The following is a 16,060-nucleotide window of genomic DNA, read 5'->3' as shown; positions in this document are numbered from 1 at the left end:
GACAGGATTTTCTTCGCACTTCGTCCAACTATCGAAGCGTCATCCGAGGCGCTGGACATCGCGCAAGTGTATCGCAATAGACATTCTCTGACCGTGCCCTCGCGGCCCAACGCACTACTTCATGTCACCCTGAACGGCATCGGCGCCTACCGTCGGCTGCCGGATGATATCGTGTTCAGCGCTGAACAAGTCGCCGCGACAGTGCGCGTCCAACCGTTCGAAATTGTTCTCGACGAAGCCATGAGCTTCACGCATCCGGGCCAACCGCAAGCCTTCGTCATCTGCGGCAGGCAAGAAAACGAAGGCCTGCTAGATCTTCGCAACCAAATCCAGGAAGGTCTCTACGAGGCCGGACTGCCCTATAATGTCGGCGGACATCTGACGCCACACATGACGATGCTCTATGATCGCAAGACCGTTCTGCCCGAAAAGCTCGACCGACCCGTGCGCTGGATGGTACAGGAATTCCTGCTGATCCATAGCATCTACGGGAAGGGCGAGCATCGCGTCGTCAACCGATGGCCCCTGATCGGCTGAGCTGCGCTTGCACCGCGGGTGGGGATTCTTGTAAAACTCCCCACTCAATATGCACATGCGGAGCAAGACAGTGGACGTTTCAGAGATCATCCTTCCCGGCGATACACCAGGTATCGAATGGCGTTTGCCAGTCATGCGCTTCAATGGAAAGGATCCTGCGGCTCCCAAGGTGTATATCCAAGCTGCCTTGCACGCCAACGAACTGCCGGGCACGGCGCTCGTGCATTTTCTCTGCGGCAAGCTGCGCCAGGCTGAAAGCGAGGGGCGGATCGCGGGCGACATTACGCTCGTGCCGCAGGCAAACCCTGTTGGGGCGGCACAATCGCATTTTGGTGAATTGCAGGGTCGCTTCGATCTGGGATCACGAACCAATTTCAATCGCGATTTTCCGCTGATCTCGATCCGTGATCGGGCAGAGCTGCTTGACGGATTCGATAATTATCCGGCTATAGATCGGTTGAAACGAGAGCTGATACATATGGCGCTCGGGGCCGATCTGGTGCTCGACCTGCATTGCGACGATGAATCGCTGCAATATGCCTATATCGACGAAGCCTTCTGGCCGGAGGCTGCTGACCTTGCCAATGCGCTCCACATGGAAGCGGTGCTGCTTTCAGATGGCGAGAGTTCCGCCTTCGAAGAGGCGGTCGGTTTTGCGTGGAAGTACGAGGTGCCGGGCGAGCGCAAGGCCAAGCTTCCCGGCAAGCTCTCAGTGACTGTGGAACTGCGCGGCCGCCGTGACGTCTATCCCGATATGGCCGAGAAAGACGCCGAGGGGCTGCTGCGCTTCCTGATCGGGCGCGGTGTCGTCAACGGCAAACCTTCCGGAGACAAGACCTTCGCCGGACCTGCCGTGCCGCTCGACAATGTGGAGATCGTGCGTGCGCCGCAGGGCGGTACCGTGCTCTTCCACCGCAATATCGGCGAACATGTCTCGGAAGGAGAGCTTCTGGCGACGATCGTCACCCGGCCCGGCTTTGCCGAAGGGGATATCGATATCCGGGCGCCACAGGATGGGCTGTTTCTCACACGGACATCTGATCGCCTTGTGCGCCGGCGCGGCGACCTGATGAAGATCGCCGCCGACAAGCCAAGCAGGGCGACGCGAAAGGCCGGCACGCTGGAAGACTGACCGGCGTTCTTTTCAACATGCGAATGTAAAGCTCGCGCAACTGTCACACAGGCTTCAAGAAAATCCGCCAAGCCGTTGCAGACATGTTGCGAAGGAGCTTTCATGCCGCATTATGACATTGCGATCGTCGGCGCGGGAATTGTCGGGCTGGCGCATGCGCTGGCGGCGGCAAAGCGCGGCAAACGGGTCGTCGTTGTTGACCGCGACGCCCAGGCAAATGGCGCCTCGGTGCGCAATTTCGGCTTTGTGACGGTGACCGGCCAGCAGGCAGGCGACTGCTGGAACAAGGCACGCAGGGCCTGCGATGTCTGGGCCGAGATCGTCGATGACGCCGGCATTGACGTCCTGCAGCGGGGGCTGCTCCTTGCTGCAAGGCTCGACGAATCCGAAGCCGTCATCGACGCCTTCCTGCGCACGGAGATGGGCGAAGGCTGCGAAAGGCTGACGCTCGAAGAAGCACGCCGGCTTGTGCCGGCACTGCGACCGGAAGCCGGGCGCTTCACACTCTATAGCCCGCATGAACTTCGGGTCGAATCCCGTACAGCCATTCCGCTGCTCGCCCGCCATCTCGAAGTCAAATATGGCATCGAGTTCCGCCGCTCCACAGCAGTGAATGGCGTCGAACCGCCGCGGATAGAGACGTCCACCGGTCTGATCGAGGCGGAGACCGTGGTTGTTTGCCCAGGCGACGATTTCAAGAGCCTGTTCGCAGATCGCATTGCTGCCTATAACGTCACACGCTGCAAGCTGCAGATGATGCGTGTCGTCCCGGCCCAGCGGGTTTCGCTGAGCACTGCCGTCATGTCCGATCTCGGGCTTGGACGTTATCTCGGCTATGCCGAATTGCCTGAAGCGACGGCCCTGAAGGCGCGCCTTGACCGCGAATTCAAGCCAGAGCGGGAAAACGGCATCCACCTGATCGTCACGCAGTCGGAAGACGGATCGCTGATCGTCGGCGACAGCCACCATTACTCCGAAACGCCCGATCCCTTTGGACTGGAGCGGGTCGACCGACTGACCCTCGACGAAATGGATGCCGTGCTCAACCTGCCGGGTCGCTTCATTACCGAGCGCTGGATCGGTACCTATGCCTCCGCTCCAGACCGCTGGCGGTTTACCGACAAGCCTTCCGATGCGCTGCGCATTGTCGTGGTAACCGCAGGCTGCGGTGCTTCGACCGCCTTCGGCATCGGCGAGGAAACCATCGAGGATCTCTACGGGAGCGCAGCATGACACAATTCAAGGCAGTGGTCTTCGACTGGGCCGGCACGGTCATCGATTTCGGATCCTTCGCACCGATGGGTGCCTTTGTGGAAACCTTCGGCAAGTTCGGCGTCGAGGTGACGATTGCCGACGCGCGCAAGCCGATGGGGCTCCCGAAGCGCGCGCATATCGCCGCGATGCTGGCCGAGCCGCATGTCGCCGCCCGCTGGCAGGCGGCACAAGGCACGCTTCCGGACGAGGCGGCCATCGACCGTGTTTACGAACTCTTCGTGCCGCTGAACGAAGCTGTCGTGAGCGATTATTGCGCGCTGGTGCCTGGAGCGATCAAGACGATCGAATATCTGCGCGAGCGGCAGATGAAGATCGGCTCGACCACAGGCTATACACGCTCGATCATGGAGCGCGTGCTGCCGCTTGCCGCCGAACAAGGTTATGCGCCCGACAATCTGATCTGTGCCGATGATCTGCCGCTTGGCCGACCGACGCCGATCGGCATGTATAAATGCTTCCTCGACCTGATGGTCTATCCGGCCTCTGCCGTGCTGAAGGTCGATGATACCGAACCCGGCATTGCCGAGGGTGCTGCCGCAGGCTGCGTCACCGTTGGCGTGACGCTCTCGGGCAACGAGGCGGGGCTGACATCCGAAGAGCTGGACGCGCTTTCGCCAGCGACACGAGCCGCGTTGCACAAGCGGATTGGCGAGAAGCTAATTGCTGCCGGTGCCGACTACGTTATCGAAACGGTGGCGGACCTGCCTGCCCTTATCGAAGAGCTTGAGGGATAAAGGACCGACGGCGTTTGCAGCGCTGATACAGCGTGGTATCTCCCTCCGGAAACAGGGAGATCGAACCGGCATGGCCGTCACCATCTACGGTATCAAGAACTGCGACACGATGAAGAAGGCCCGCAACTGGCTGGACGATCATAACGTCGCCTACGACTTTCACGACTACAAGGCCGTCGGCATCGACCAAGCGCATCTGGAACGCTGGATCGACGAGGCGGGCTGGGAGACGGTGCTGAACCGCGCCGGTACGACATTCCGCAACCTGCCTGACGCCGCGCGCGAAAATCTCGGCCGCGATAAAGCCATCGCGCTGATGCTCGACCAGCCGTCGATGATCAAGCGGCCAGTACTGGAAACTGGCGGCAAGCTGCTGATCGGCTTCAAGCCGGATATCTACGCGCAGGCGTTCAAGGGCTGAGCCATGTCCAAGACCACTCGCGCCACTCAGGTCCTCACACAAGCCGGCGTCGCCTTCACGGTTCACACCTATGACTATGATCCGAACGCCGAGCGCGTCGGGATGCAGGCAGCCGAAGCGCTCGGCGAGGAGCCGCATCGCGTGTTGAAGACACTGATGGCGGAGGTGGACAGGAAGCCGGTCTGCGTGGTCGTGCCTTCCGACCGCGAGGTCAGCATGAAGAAGCTCGCGAGCGCCTTTCATGGCAAATCGGCCAACATGATGAAACCGGGCGATGCCGAGCGGCTAACGGGATACCATGTCGGCGGCATCAGCCCGTTCGGGCAGAAGAAGATCGTGCCGACTGCGATCGAGGAAACCGCTCTTGCCGAGCCGTTCGTCTATATCAATGGCGGGCAACGCGGACTGCAGGTGCGGCTCGATCCGAAAGAGGCGTTGAAGGCACTGAAGGCCGCCGCCGCACCGCTGATCGCCTGATCAGAGAAAGCGGTCCAGCAGGCTGGCGATCATCCTCGCCTCGCCTTCTGCAAGCTTGCCGCCGATATGAGTTTCGATTGCTTTGCCATAGACGGTCCACATGCGCTCCCGAAGCTGCCGGCCGGCATCAGTGATCACCACCCAGCGGCCGCGACCATCCTGTGCGAAGACCTCGCGACCGACGAGGCCCTCCTTTTCCAGCCGATCGATCAAACGGGAAAGATTGTACTGCGCCAGCAGTGTCCGCTCCTCGAGCTCATAGGGGCGCAGCCTGCCTGATTGCGAGCGCGCCAATTCCCAAAGCACGTCATACCAGGCAAGCGGTGGCATGCCGGCAGACTTCAAATCGGCTTCGATCAAGCCCAGCAGCCGCTCGCGGGCACGCATGAGGCCCGTCCAGGCAGAGACGACGGCTTCGTTCGGCTTCGGCATATTCTCAGACATAAATGCAAATACATCTATCTTGAAACCCAAGACAAGCGATATTAGATGCATCTGCATACATATGAAGCCAACGATCCCTTGCAAACCCCCAGGAGACTTTCATGAGCAAGCTTACCCTCATCAGCCATCATCTCTGCCCCTATGTGCAACGTGCCGCGATCGCGCTCCTCGAAAAGGGCGTGCCATTCGAGCGGATAAACATCGATCTTGCCGACAAGCCGGATTGGTTCCTGAAAATCTCGCCACTCGGCAAGGTGCCTTTACTGCGGATACAAGAGGACGACGGTCGCGAAGAGGTGTTATTCGAAAGCAGCGTGATCTGCGAATATCTGGAGGAAACACAGACGGGTGCGGCGCTGCATCCGGCCGACGCGCTGACCCGCGCCCGCCATCGCGGATGGATGGAATTCGGCTCTTCCGTTCTTTCCGATCTCTGGGGCTATGAGACGGCGCAGGATGGGGCGCAGCTGGAGGCCAAACATAAGGCGCTTGTTGCCAAATTCGTGACGATCGAGGATGCGCTGGCGGACGGACCCTATTTCGCGGGGACGAGCTTCAGCCTCGTCGACGCGGTCTTTGGGCCGATCTTTCGCTACTTCGACCTGTTCGATACGCTCGGCGGCAGCCCCATCTTCGATGGTCTCGAGCGGGTCGAGCGCTGGCGCAAGGCGCTGGCCGAGCGGGCAAGCGTCAGGAACGCCGTCGGCGAAGACTATCAGCAGCGGCTGATGGAATTCCTCGAGAAGCATAATTCGGTCCTACTCCGGCTGCCCGCCGCCGCTTGACGCGTGCGCACCAGCGGCCGGACATGCTTCGGCCGCGCTCAAATTGGAGCCGGCACGCTTCATTTTCGCCGTAAAGGGGTCTAAGTCTTTCACCTCCCGTCGCAGATATCAGAAGGCAGGTTGACCCATGACGTTTATGCCCCAGAGCCACAGCTCCGTCGATCCCGGCAAACTCGAGAAGCTCGCAGAAGTCGCCATCAAGGTGGGCCTGCAGCTTCAGCAGGGGCAGGATCTCGTCATTACCGCGCCGGTCGTGGCGCTGCCGCTGGTGCGACTGATCACCAAGCACGCCTATCTCTCGGGCGCCGGCCTGGTTTCGACCTTCTATTCCGACGAGGAAACGACGCTGGCCCGCTACCAGTATGCCAGCGACGAAAGCTTCGACCGGGCTTCCGGCTGGCTTTATGACGGCATGGCGAGAGCCTACGAAAAGGGTGCTGCCCGCCTCGCGATTGCCGGCGACAACCCGATGTTGCTGGCGGAGCAGGATCCGAGCAAGGTCGGCCGCGCCAACCGCGCCAATTCCACGGCCTATAAGCCGGCGCTGGAGAAGATTTCCAACTTCGACATCAACTGGAATATCGTTTCCTACCCCAATCCTTCCTGGGCGAAGGTTGTCTTCCCGGACGATCCGGAAGCAATCGCCATTGCCAAACTCGCCAAGGCGATCTTTGCCGCATCGCGTGTCGATGTGCCCGATCCGGTCGCCGCCTGGGCCGAGCACAATGCCAATCTGCGCAAGCGTTCTTCCTGGTTGAACGGCGAGCGTTTCGCTTCACTGCATTTCACCGGGCCGGGCACGGACCTGACCGTCGGCCTTGCGGACGGCCATGAATGGCACGGCGGCGCCTCCACGGCGAAGAACGGCATTACCTGCAATCCGAATATTCCAACCGAGGAAGTCTTCACCACGCCGCATGCGCTGCGTGTGGAAGGCCATGTATCGAGCACCAAGCCGCTCTCACATCAGGGCACATTGATCGACAATATCCGGGTTCACTTCGAAGGCGGCCGCATTATCGAGGCCAAGGCCTCACGCGGGGAGGAAGTGCTGAACAAGGTGCTCGACACGGATGAAGGCGCCCGCCGGCTGGGCGAAGTGGCATTGGTACCGCATTCCTCGCCGATTTCAGCGAGCGGCATCCTCTTCTACAATACGCTGTTCGACGAAAACGCTTCCTGCCATATCGCACTCGGCCAGTGCTATTCGAAATGCTTCCTCGACGGCGCATCGCTCAGCCAGGAGCAGATCAAGGCGCAGGGCGGCAATTCCAGCCTGATCCATATCGACTGGATGATCGGCTCCGACAAGGTCGATATTGACGGCATCAAGCCCGATGGCTCGCGGGTACCGGTGATGCGCCAGGGCGAGTGGGCATAGTACCAGCCTTCGGCATCAGGCTGCGCTGGCTGAGCCAGACGCTGACCAGCACCATGGCAAAGCCTGAAAGCTGGACCGGTGTCAGGCTCTGGCCGAGCGCCAGCCAACCGAGCAAGGTCGCGACAACCGGGCTCAGGAAGCCGAGTGACGCCGCGGCCGAAGGCTCTATGAGCGAGAGGCCGCGGAACCAAAGCAGATAAGTGAAGGCAGCACCGACGAGGCCAAGCCAGGCAATGCCGAGGATATTGGCTGTCGTCGGCACAGGAAGCGCCGACTCCAGGAAGAGTGCCACGGGCACGAGCAGAATCCCGCCTGCGGTCAATTGCCAGGAGGTAAAGGTGAGGCTGGAGACGGGCGGCTGCCAATGGCGGGTCAGCACCGTACCAAAGGCCATGGAGACCGCGCCAGCGAGACCTGCGACGACGCCAACGGGATCGAGGGCCGCTTTCGGCGTCAGCACCAGAAGTGCGACACCTGCGATGCCGATCAGGCCGGCCATAACGGCAATGAAGCGGATCGGCTTGCCAAGGAAGAGGCGCGAGAGCGCAATGACGATCAGCGGCTGCACGGCGCCGACCGTCGCGGCCACGCCGCCGGGCAGGCGGTAGGCTGAAACGAAGAGCATCGCCCAGAAGAACGAGAAGTTCAGTGCGCCGAGAATGAAGACGCGGCTCCACCAGATGCCCGTCGGCAGCTTCCGGACAATCAGCAGCAGAAGCAGCCCTGCCGGCAGCGCCCGCAGCATTGCTGATGTCAGCGGGTAGCCATGCGGCAGGAAGGATGTGGTGACGAAATAGGTGCTGCCCCAGATGGCGGGGGCAATCGCGGTCATCAACACATCGGTCGCGTATCGAATGTTTGTCTTCATTTCAACAATCTCTACTTCAAGATAAATTCAGAATAGCGTGTTTTATCTTGACGTCAAGATACCTGCTGATATCGATGCAGCATGGACAAGGAGAAATCAGATCACGTCGACAGGATCCTGGCGCAATGGCGGCGCGAGCGGCCGGAGCTGGATGTCGAACCCATGGGGATCTTCGGCCGGCTGAAGCGGCTGACGACGCATATCGGCCGCGAAGTGGACGCGGTTCTGCTCAAGCATGGCCTTTCCTCTTCCTCCTTCGATGTGCTGGCCACGCTTCGCCGTTCCGGCGCACCCTACCGACTTTCGCCCGGAGAGCTGCTCGGCATGGCGATGGTCAGCTCCGGCACGATGACGAACCGGATCGACCAGCTGGAAAAAGCGGGCTTCGTGCAGCGCCTGTTCAATCCCGAAGACCGGCGCAGCGTGTTGATTGCGCTGACCGAGAAGGGTTTGGCAGCGGTGGAGGCGGCCGTCGGGGCGCATGTCGCCAACCAGCAGCGGCTGACACGCAACCTGACGGCAGAAGACAAAGCCGAGCTCGACCGGTTGCTCAAGAAATTCCTGTCCGATTTCGAATAGTCAGACGGCAGCGAGCGCCTTTCGGACACGCTCCAGATGCGTCTTGCGCTTGGCGTCCGTCGTGCGGTCCATGTCGTGCAGGCTCAGCATCCGGAACTTCACTCGCTTGGCACAGAAATTGGCGATGCCGCGCTTCAGCAGGCGTCGGACGGGATTGCCCATATAGAGATGCACCAGCCACCAGGGCGAACCAGTTGTCGTCAGCGCGTAGAGCAGCTTGATATTGGTCAGTTGCGGCACGATACGGCCGCCGGCAGCATCGTGGGCAAAGGCGACGCCCGGCGCAAAGACGCGATCGATGAAGCCCTTCAATATGGCCGGGAAGTTGAACCACCACTGCGGAAAAACCAGAATGAGGCCGTCTGCCGCTTTCAATCGCGCAACGATGCCGGAAACGGCGGACGCATCGTAGGGCACATCGAAATAACCGCCCCGCTCGGCCCTGGACAGCCTCGGGTCGAAATCCTCCGCATAGAGATCCAGGAGATCGACAGTATGGCCGGAGGTTTCGAGTGCCTCGCGAGCGGTCCGCGCCACAGAAGCGGCGAAGCTTTCGGGCAGCGGATGGGCGAGCACCAGCAGAATGTGCATTGCTAGAACAGGCTTCCCTGCTTCGGTGGCTCGCCGGCCTTGATCGTGCGCTTCCTGGCCCCTGATGGCGCAGCACCGCCTTCTGTCGTCATGGCGCCGACGCGGCCGTCGGCGAACTCAATGGCGATGCCCATGCCGGCGGAGAGTGCCGATGCCTGCGAGACCGGCTTGTTGTTTTCATCACGAATGACGGCATAACCGCGGTTCAGCACGTTCTTGTAGGAGAGAGACTGAAGAACACGGTCTTGCGCTGCCAGAGCTGCGCGGGCGCGAGCGAGCTGATGACCAATGGCGCTGTCGGCATGGCGGGAGAAATTGGCGAGGCGGTCGCGAGCACGACCCGTCTGTGTGGTCAATCTAGTCGGCACGGATGACAGAACGACACCGAAGCGTTCGACACGGGCTTTCAGATTGTCGATGCGGCGTTCGACGACACGCTCGGCCCGCGCCATGCGTTCGTTCAGAAGCTGCCGACGCTCGGTGATGCGGTTGGAGAGCACGTCCGGCCGCAGATGCGAGGCAACACGCTCGAAACCGCGGCGTTTGTTGATGGTGTTGAGCTCCAGCCCGCGACCGAGACCGGCAGCGGCCTCATCAAAGCGGCGTCGGGGCAGCGCCAGCAGCTGATCGAGCGACGGCAGGGCGCGCATCAAGGCGCGGACGGACTGGCGGCGCTGATCCATCTGGCGGCTCATGCAGCCCTGCAGACGGGCAGTGAGACCTGCGACCTGGGCCTCGAGCTCGGCCTTGACGGGCACGGCCATTTCGGCTGCACCGGTCGGTGTCGGGGCGCGGATATCGGCTGCGTAGTCGATCAACGTCCAGTCGGTCTCGTGGCCTACAGCGGAGATCAGCGGAATCCGGCTATCGGCCGCGGCACGCACGACGATTTCGTCGTTGAAGCTCCAGAGATCTTCGAGGCTGCCGCCGCCGCGGGCGACGATCAGCACATCAGGACGCGGGATCTCGCCGCCATGTTCCAGGGCGTTGAAGCCGTTGATGGCGTTTGCCACCTCCTCGCCGGAGCCCTCCCCCTGCACCTTGACCGGCCAAACGATGACATGGACGGGGAAACGATCGGAAATGCGATGCAGGATATCGCGGATGACGGCGCCCGTCGGCGAGGTCACGACACCGATCACCTTGGGCATGAAAGGCAGGCGCTTCTTGCGCGAAGGATCGAACAGGCCTTCGGCGCCGAGGCGGCGCTTGCGCTCCTCGATCAGCGCCATCAACGCGCCTGCGCCTGCGGGCTCGAGCGTCTCGATGACGATCTGGTATTTGGAGGAGCCGGGAAAAGTCGTTACCTTTCCGGTCGCGATCACCTCCATGCCCTCGTCAGGGCGGAATTTCAGTCGGGAAAAAGTTCCCTTCCAGATGACCGCATCGATCCGCGCGCGATCGTCCTTCAGCGAGAAGTAAGCATGGCCCGAGGAATGCGGACCACGGTAACCCGAGATCTCGCCGCGCACACGCACCTGATCGAAAGCTGTCTCGACGGTCCGCTTGATGGATCCGGAGAGCTCAGAGACCGAATATTCCGCAAGGTTGGTAGGCGAATCGCCGTCAAAGACATTGCTCATCCCCTCTTTCTATTTTGATCGCCCTTAAACTGAAAGGTCGGGGCCGGGGAAGGGCGAATTTTTATTCAAAAAACGGTGGGAGACCCAAGAAATAGGGATATCGCTACTCTAAAAAAAATCTTAGTATCATTCATGTTCGTAGGGAGTGGCGAACACCCGACCCGAAAATGAGCATGTTGGTGACAGTGAAAATTCCCCGTCGATGAGCGACGCGGGAGCGGTCGCTTCTATCATCGTCGCCATTGCTCAACCTTATAGGTTTCGGCTCGCCCTCTTTCCGAACAACTGGTCGATCAGGCGCGATCGAATTGACAGCGTAATGCTGCTTCGTGCGAACGCGGATGTTGCAGCCGGAGAGTTCCGTTTACGTAAATGGAAAAGTAACGGAACTTTTCAGCCTGTAACAGAGTTGAACTGTATCGAAACACGTACCCGGCGGAAGCCGGAGGAAATGCCGTCAGGTGAACGCATCCGTAACCATGGCTGCAAGTGCAGCTTTCATTAAGGGTGGCCAATAAACTTTTGTTAGCGGAGGACCCCTAGGTTCCTCGCAAACGACCTGAAGAAGAGGTGACAACATGATCATCCTGACAGCAACCACCCTGGGCCTCACCGCTGGCCTTATGCGCTCGGCCGGCGTCATTGCAATCGTCGCCATGCTGATCGCTGTAACCTTTGCCATCGCCGCGATTGTGTCTGGCGGTGCGGTTTCATTCCTGGCGCTTTTCTACACGATCATCGGTTACAATGCCGGCCTGCTGCTTTACCTCGGCGGCCTCTTTACCACCGATCGCCTGCGGGCTGTACTCGTCCACTCCTGAAAGACGGGACTCAGTCCGACGCCGGCCGATAACGGAAGAACTGGACGCCGCTGTCCGCAGCTTTTGGCAGCGGAGCGAGATACCCAGGAATATTGCCCTTGCCAAGTTGTGCATAAAGCCCGTCGGGCTTCAATTTGGCGATTTCGCTTGTCTGCAGATCATCCGGGCAGAAGGCAAGAACAGTAACGCCCGCTCCCTTCAGAAAGGCCTCTGCTTCCTGCGGCTCGGCCAGACCTATATGCATCTCGGTCAGCATGCCGCCTTGGTTGCGATGATAGGGCGCCGATAAAACACGGTTGGCGGTGTAGCGCAGGATCGGCACACCCATTTCCGACGGCGCCGAGACGAGACCCGCAGGCAGGCCGCCAAGCGGCGCGAGCGCCTGCCTGGAGGAACATGATGGTTTATCCGCCACCTCCGTATCCTTCGTCTTGTTCACCTGCATTTCGACAAGCGCACCGCCGACGGCCCATACCGCCGGCACGCTTGCCAGGACCGTCACGATATAGATGAGGGCAGCCGCGGCATTTTCGCTGTCGCCGTTCGACACGCGGCGCACGTCGATGATCAGCAAGGCAAGCGGCAGGATGGATAGCAGATTTAAGAATACGGCTCCCCGGACCTGAACCAGTGCAACGGCCCAGCTGACGCTCAAGAGTGCCAGAAGGACGAGATGGACTTGCACGCGATCACCCTGCACGGAGCGGAAAATACAGACGGCGATCGCGAGCAGGCCAGGCGCATAGAATGCGCCGATGGAAAAGGGATCTGTCCTGCCAAGAGCGAGAATGGATTGCGCTTCCGAGACATTGCGCAGCCAGAGTTCGACCAGCATGGGATCGAGGTCGGCAAGCGGGTTGCGCAAGCATTCCGGGGCAATAACCATGGCGGAGCCGAAAACAGCGGCGCCGACAGCCGCAATCACGGCAAGACGCAAGCCGCGGCCGAGACGGCTCGCAAAGATCGCGGCGGCGAGCAGCAGACCACCGCCAATGGTTGCCAGGCTGTAGAAGCCGAGCGAAAGATTGTCGCAAGTCACCGCTGAATAGTGCTGTGGCGGTACCGTTACAAAGAAGAGGATGCTGATCGCAACAGCCAGGCTGAGGCCGAAAGCTTTGGTGGCGGCGGCGAACGGCTCGCCTTCCCAGACCCAAAGCAGCGCGACGACAAGACAGTAGATGGCAACGAAGGGCGTGGTTTCCGCGCCGATCGCGATCGCCAGGGCGGCTGACGCGCCAGCAATGACGTAGTTCCAGGCGCGCTGCCTTTCATCGAAGAGCATCGCCACCATGGTTGCGACGAGCGCGAGCTGAGCGTTGTGGTGATCGATGGCACCTGGCGCAAAGCGATTGCCGGTATAGACCGCCATGCCGGCAAAGCAGAAAGACAGGTGCATGCCGGCAAGGCCGCCGACACGCCGTCCGGCAAGACCCATGGCAAGCATGGCAGGAAAAACGAGCGACAGGGGCCAGACCACGAGTGCGGCAGCTTCTGCTGCATCGTGGCCGAGGAAGAGGCCGAAGAAGCGGATCAGTGCAGCGATCGGCAAGTCGATCAGCCGCGACCAGTGCATGAGCGTGCCTTCGCCGAGGCCGAGCCGATACTGCATCAGATCGAACCAGCCCTGCCCGTTCAGAAAGTCCCTGACCTCCACGAGGCGCATGCCGTCATCATTGTCGGGGCCGACATAATCGACCCGACCCCCGGCGTATTTCATGACGACGACAATGCCGATCAGAACAAGGCTGTAGATGAGGGCGGATGGCAGGAGACGCGTCAGCAGCTGCCGAATATTGCCGATGAGACCAGTCCTGACTGATGTGGCTTGCGCCTTGGCGATCGGCTGCACTGCGTTCATCATGATAGCCAGGTCGTTGCGTGATGGGCAAACCTTAGCCTTGGCTTATCAAGAAAGTGTAAACCACAGGACGCGACAGCTTTCGCTTCTTATAGGGGCTTGTTAACGCAGCATGGCGTAAATTCGCCTCGGTTTCTTTGTAACGAGTATAACCCCATGGCGCGATCGCTCAGCGAAAGTCCTGACATTGCCGTTCTGCTTCCCTGCTACAACGAAGCGGCGACGATCGGGGCTGTCGTCAGGGGGTTCCGGGCGGCATTGCCCGATGCGCATATCCATGTCTACGATAACAATTCCACTGACGGCACGGCATTGCATGCCATGCTCGCCGGCGCGCATGTCGTGCGCGAGCGGCGTCAGGGCAAGGGCCATGTGGTGCGGCGCATGTTCGCCGACATTGATGCCGACATCTATATCATCGCCGACGGTGATGGGACCTATGCGCCTGAGGATGCCGAAGAGCTGGTGCGGACACTGCTGACGGAAAGGGCCGATATGGTGGTCGGCACGCGGCGCGGCGTGCATGACGACGCCGGCCGGCAGGGACATGCCCTCGGCAACCGGCTGTTCAACATCCTCTATCGCGCAATCTTCGGACCTGACTTTACCGACATCTTCTCTGGCTACCGGGCCTTCTCGCGCCGTTTCGTCAAGAGTTTCCCCGCAGTTTCTGGCGGTTTCGAGATCGAAACGGAGATGTCGGTGCATGCGTCGCGGCTGAAACTGCCTGTCAGTGAACTGGAACTGCATTACGGTCGGCGCCCGGAGGGCTCGCATTCGAAGCTCTCGACCTTCCGCGATGGTGGCAAGATCCTCTGGATGTTTGCGATGCTGATGAAGGAGACGCGGCCCTTCGCCTTCTTCGGCACGATCAGCGCGTTCTTCATGCTGGCAAGTCTCGGCTTCATGGGTCCGGTGCTGGCGGAATATTTTGCGACCGGCCTCGTCAGCCGCATGCCGACCTGGGTGCTTTCGACGGCACTGGCGATGATCTCCATCATGCTGTTTACTGCCGGCGTGATCCTCGATTCCGTTGCGCGGGCGCGGGCTGAGCAGCTGCGTATCCATTATATGAGCCTTGCAGCACCGGTTTCGGTAAAGGATAAAACCTCAGCCATAACACTCGATGGCAAGAAGGCGGATGCCGCATGAAGAAGCTCATTCGTTTCGCGATCGCCGGTGGCCTTGGCTTCATCGTCGATGCGTGCGTGCTTGCTGCCCTCCTGCACCTGACGCCACTCGGCCCCTTCATTGGCCGGCTGATTGCCATTGCACTCGCGATGGCGACGACATGGGCCTTCAACCGGACTTTCACTTTCGACCGGTCAGGCCGATCGCTGGCAGCAGAAGGCTTCCGCTACGGCTCGGTCGGCGTGACAGCAGCCCTCGTCAATTATGGGCTTTATTCGGCGCTGCTTCTGTCACTACCGGCGCTGCAGCCGCTCGTCGCGATGGTGCTCGCGACCGCAGCGTCGATGTTCTTCAGCTTCTTCGGCTATTCCCGCTTCGTCTTCCGCGGCAAAGCCGAGAAAAACTAGACGGCTTCCCAACCATCCATCTCGCTGGCGCGATAGATGGCGTCGATCGCCTTCTGATTGAGCCTGGAATCTTCCAGCGTGACGATTTCTTCCTTTTCGCCTGCAGCAGCGCGGGCAAAAGCTTCCGCCTGGCACCTGTACTGGCGGCTATCCTGAAAGCGAATGATCCGGGATTCGCTGTGACCGCGATCGGTCACTTCGATCTCCTCCAGGCCCCAGCGATTGGCGTTGAACGGCGACTTGACCTCGATATAGCCGTCGGTGCCGTGGAAGACCATGATCTGGCGGCCGGCCATCTGGGTGGAGATATAGAAGCTCAGTTCGAAATCGCCGAAATCGGCCTTGACGCTGGAATAGATATCGGTGCCGAACTCGGCATCGCGCTCGGTGATCGCCTGGACCCAGGACGGCTCCTTGCCGGTGGAAAAGCGGGTACTGATAACAGGATAGACCCCAATATCAGGCAGGCCGCCGCCGCCAAGCTCGGGGATGTTGCGCATATTGCCCGGGTCGCGGTTGTAATAGGTAAAGGCGCCCTGGACATGGCGGAGCTCGCCGATCGCACCCTCCTGCAGCAGCGAGCGAACCTTCCGCCAGACCGGCGAATAGGTGACCATGAAGGCCTCACTGATAATGACCTTGTTGCGGTCGCGTGCGGCGATGAGATCGTCGATCTCGGAGGCCTTCAATGCAATCGGCTTTTCGCATAGCACATGCTTGCCGGCATTGGCGGCCTTGATCGACCATTCGACATGCTGTGAGGTCGGCAAAGGAATATAGACGGCATCGATCGTGTCCGACGCCAGCATTTCCTCATAGGAGCCGAAGGCATGCGGCACGGAGAAGCGGTCCGCCATCTCCCGGGCACGCGCAAAATCACGGCTGGCAATAGCGGTGATGACGCAGTTTTCCGCGTCCTGAATGGCTGGAACGACATTATCCCGGCCGATCTTGGCCGTTGAAAGTATACCGAAACGCAACATGAAAGGTCCTCCTGCAATCGATCGGGCGCACCTTATTCAGCCCTCTCATGCGG

Annotated in this window: 18 protein-coding genes; 12 read left to right on the top strand and 6 right to left on the bottom strand. The window is 60.5% G+C overall.

Translation table 11 applies throughout. The features are described 5' to 3' along the window. The first annotated feature begins 66 nt into the window (after window positions 1–66). From FHX06_RS16420 to ybaK, 6 genes are all read left to right on the top strand, one after another. The gene (locus FHX06_RS16420; RefSeq protein ID WP_183880062.1) at window positions 67–537 is read left to right on the top strand and encodes a 2'-5' RNA ligase family protein; all 471 of its coding nucleotides are present in this window, start codon (window positions 67–69) and stop codon (window positions 535–537) included. Window positions 538–607: 70 nt separating this feature from the next. Next, window positions 608–1,669 carry a succinylglutamate desuccinylase/aspartoacylase family protein gene (locus FHX06_RS16415; RefSeq protein ID WP_113211250.1) on the top strand — a complete coding sequence of 354 codons (1,062 nt, stop codon included), beginning with the start codon at window positions 608–610 and terminating at the stop codon, window positions 1,667–1,669. A 102-nt stretch (window positions 1,670–1,771) separates the two neighbouring features. Continuing rightward, on the top strand, window positions 1,772–2,902 hold the full coding sequence (locus FHX06_RS16410) for a TIGR03364 family FAD-dependent oxidoreductase (RefSeq protein WP_183880060.1): 1,131 nt from the start codon (window positions 1,772–1,774) through the stop codon (window positions 2,900–2,902). Further along, on the top strand, window positions 2,899–3,678 hold the full coding sequence (gene phnX / locus FHX06_RS16405) for a phosphonoacetaldehyde hydrolase (RefSeq protein WP_183880058.1): 780 nt from the start codon (window positions 2,899–2,901) through the stop codon (window positions 3,676–3,678). Before FHX06_RS16410 ends, phnX begins: the two co-directional genes overlap by 4 nt. A 70-nt stretch (window positions 3,679–3,748) precedes the next feature. Beyond that, window positions 3,749–4,099, top strand: a complete 351-nt coding sequence (locus FHX06_RS16400) for an ArsC family reductase (protein ID WP_183880056.1) — start codon at window positions 3,749–3,751, stop codon at window positions 4,097–4,099. Window positions 4,100–4,102: 3 nt separating this feature from the next. Beyond that, complete coding sequence (gene ybaK / locus FHX06_RS16395) at window positions 4,103–4,576, top strand: Cys-tRNA(Pro) deacylase (protein ID WP_183880054.1); 474 nt, start codon at window positions 4,103–4,105, stop codon at window positions 4,574–4,576. Here the strand turns inward: ybaK and FHX06_RS16390 are convergent, their stop codons facing one another. After that, window positions 4,577–5,020 (bottom strand): MarR family winged helix-turn-helix transcriptional regulator, encoded by a 444-nt coding sequence (locus FHX06_RS16390; protein ID WP_183880052.1) that lies wholly within the window; start codon window positions 5,018–5,020, stop codon window positions 4,577–4,579. It abuts the gene before it with no gap. 101 nt (window positions 5,021–5,121) lie between these two features. Between FHX06_RS16390 and FHX06_RS16385 the strand changes: the two genes are divergently transcribed. After that, on the top strand, window positions 5,122–5,805 hold the full coding sequence (locus FHX06_RS16385) for a glutathione S-transferase family protein (RefSeq protein ID WP_183880050.1): 684 nt from the start codon (window positions 5,122–5,124) through the stop codon (window positions 5,803–5,805). 127 nt (window positions 5,806–5,932) lie between these two features. Then, window positions 5,933–7,186, top strand: coding sequence for an aminopeptidase (locus FHX06_RS16380; protein ID WP_183880048.1), 1,254 nt, complete (start codon window positions 5,933–5,935; stop codon window positions 7,184–7,186). On the opposite strand, the gene FHX06_RS16375 is transcribed toward FHX06_RS16380, so the two are convergent. Then, entirely contained in the window at window positions 7,134–8,054 is a 921-nt protein-coding gene (locus FHX06_RS16375) for an EamA family transporter (RefSeq protein WP_183880046.1), read from the bottom strand. The genes FHX06_RS16380 and FHX06_RS16375 overlap by 53 nt on opposite strands. Before the next feature lie 81 nt (window positions 8,055–8,135). Between FHX06_RS16375 and FHX06_RS16370 the strand changes: the two genes are divergently transcribed. Further along, window positions 8,136–8,633 carry a MarR family winged helix-turn-helix transcriptional regulator gene (locus FHX06_RS16370; protein WP_183880044.1) on the top strand — a complete coding sequence of 166 codons (498 nt, stop codon included), beginning with the start codon at window positions 8,136–8,138 and terminating at the stop codon, window positions 8,631–8,633. Here FHX06_RS16370 and FHX06_RS16365 read toward each other — a convergent pair whose 3' ends face one another. Together FHX06_RS16365 and xseA are read right to left on the bottom strand one after the other, a co-directional pair. Then, window positions 8,634–9,224, bottom strand: a complete 591-nt coding sequence (locus FHX06_RS16365; protein ID WP_183880042.1) for an NAD(P)H-dependent oxidoreductase — start codon at window positions 9,222–9,224, stop codon at window positions 8,634–8,636. 2 nt (window positions 9,225–9,226) lie between these two features. Then, window positions 9,227–10,807, bottom strand: a complete 1,581-nt coding sequence (gene xseA / locus FHX06_RS16360; RefSeq protein ID WP_183880040.1) for an exodeoxyribonuclease VII large subunit — start codon at window positions 10,805–10,807, stop codon at window positions 9,227–9,229. A 578-nt stretch (window positions 10,808–11,385) separates the two neighbouring features. On the opposite strand from xseA, the gene FHX06_RS16355 reads away from it, so the two are divergent. After that, window positions 11,386–11,628: a hypothetical protein gene (locus FHX06_RS16355; protein ID WP_112541918.1), complete on the top strand. Its 243-nt coding sequence runs from the start codon at window positions 11,386–11,388 to the stop codon at window positions 11,626–11,628. 10 nt (window positions 11,629–11,638) lie between these two features. Here FHX06_RS16355 and FHX06_RS16350 read toward each other — a convergent pair whose 3' ends face one another. Continuing rightward, window positions 11,639–13,486, bottom strand: coding sequence for a hypothetical protein (locus tag FHX06_RS16350; RefSeq protein ID WP_183880292.1), 1,848 nt, complete (start codon window positions 13,484–13,486; stop codon window positions 11,639–11,641). Between the two features lie 156 nt (window positions 13,487–13,642). On the opposite strand from FHX06_RS16350, the gene FHX06_RS16345 reads away from it, so the two are divergent. Both FHX06_RS16345 and FHX06_RS16340 read left to right on the top strand, forming a co-directional pair. Next, the gene (locus tag FHX06_RS16345) at window positions 13,643–14,638 is read left to right on the top strand and encodes a glycosyltransferase (RefSeq protein ID WP_112541919.1); all 996 of its coding nucleotides are present in this window, start codon (window positions 13,643–13,645) and stop codon (window positions 14,636–14,638) included. Then, a complete protein-coding gene (locus FHX06_RS16340; protein ID WP_112970091.1) occupies window positions 14,635–15,024 on the top strand; it encodes a GtrA family protein in 390 nt (129 codons plus the stop codon). Before FHX06_RS16345 ends, FHX06_RS16340 begins: the two co-directional genes overlap by 4 nt. On the opposite strand, the gene FHX06_RS16335 is transcribed toward FHX06_RS16340, so the two are convergent. After that, a complete protein-coding gene (locus FHX06_RS16335; RefSeq protein WP_183880038.1) occupies window positions 15,021–16,007 on the bottom strand; it encodes a Gfo/Idh/MocA family protein in 987 nt (328 codons plus the stop codon). The genes FHX06_RS16340 and FHX06_RS16335 overlap by 4 nt on opposite strands. Window positions 16,008–16,060: the final 53 nt, after the last annotated feature.

Origin of the sequence: Rhizobium sp. BK512 (genome assembly GCF_014194915.1) — a bacterium.
GTDB lineage: Bacteria > Pseudomonadota > Alphaproteobacteria > Rhizobiales > Rhizobiaceae > Rhizobium.
This window is presented reverse-complemented; position numbering and strand designations above follow the sequence as displayed.

What these genes read in the sequence shown, in the direction of transcription:
- FHX06_RS16410 (WP_183880060.1), top strand. Translation starts at nt 1,772, where the DNA reads ATGCCGCATTATGACATTGCGATCGTCGGCGCGGGAATTGTCGGGCTG.
- phnX (WP_183880058.1), top strand. Translation starts at nt 2,899, where the DNA reads ATGACACAATTCAAGGCAGTGGTCTTCGACTGGGCCGGCACGGTCATC.
- FHX06_RS16400 (WP_183880056.1), top strand. Translation starts at nt 3,749, where the DNA reads ATGGCCGTCACCATCTACGGTATCAAGAACTGCGACACGATGAAGAAG.
- ybaK (WP_183880054.1), top strand. Translation starts at nt 4,103, where the DNA reads ATGTCCAAGACCACTCGCGCCACTCAGGTCCTCACACAAGCCGGCGTC.
- FHX06_RS16390 (WP_183880052.1), bottom strand. Translation starts at nt 5,020, where the DNA reads ATGTCTGAGAATATGCCGAAGCCGAACGAAGCCGTCGTCTCTGCCTGG.
- FHX06_RS16385 (WP_183880050.1), top strand. Translation starts at nt 5,122, where the DNA reads ATGAGCAAGCTTACCCTCATCAGCCATCATCTCTGCCCCTATGTGCAA.
- FHX06_RS16380 (WP_183880048.1), top strand. Translation starts at nt 5,933, where the DNA reads ATGACGTTTATGCCCCAGAGCCACAGCTCCGTCGATCCCGGCAAACTC.
- FHX06_RS16375 (WP_183880046.1), bottom strand. Translation starts at nt 8,054, where the DNA reads ATGAAGACAAACATTCGATACGCGACCGATGTGTTGATGACCGCGATT.
- FHX06_RS16370 (WP_183880044.1), top strand. Translation starts at nt 8,136, where the DNA reads ATGGACAAGGAGAAATCAGATCACGTCGACAGGATCCTGGCGCAATGG.
- FHX06_RS16365 (WP_183880042.1), bottom strand. Translation starts at nt 9,224, where the DNA reads ATGCACATTCTGCTGGTGCTCGCCCATCCGCTGCCCGAAAGCTTCGCC.
- xseA (WP_183880040.1), bottom strand. Translation starts at nt 10,807, where the DNA reads ATGAGCAATGTCTTTGACGGCGATTCGCCTACCAACCTTGCGGAATAT.
- FHX06_RS16355 (WP_112541918.1), top strand. Translation starts at nt 11,386, where the DNA reads ATGATCATCCTGACAGCAACCACCCTGGGCCTCACCGCTGGCCTTATG.
- FHX06_RS16350 (WP_183880292.1), bottom strand. Translation starts at nt 13,486, where the DNA reads ATGAACGCAGTGCAGCCGATCGCCAAGGCGCAAGCCACATCAGTCAGG.
- FHX06_RS16345 (WP_112541919.1), top strand. Translation starts at nt 13,643, where the DNA reads ATGGCGCGATCGCTCAGCGAAAGTCCTGACATTGCCGTTCTGCTTCCC.
- FHX06_RS16340 (WP_112970091.1), top strand. Translation starts at nt 14,635, where the DNA reads ATGAAGAAGCTCATTCGTTTCGCGATCGCCGGTGGCCTTGGCTTCATC.
- FHX06_RS16335 (WP_183880038.1), bottom strand. Translation starts at nt 16,007, where the DNA reads ATGTTGCGTTTCGGTATACTTTCAACGGCCAAGATCGGCCGGGATAAT.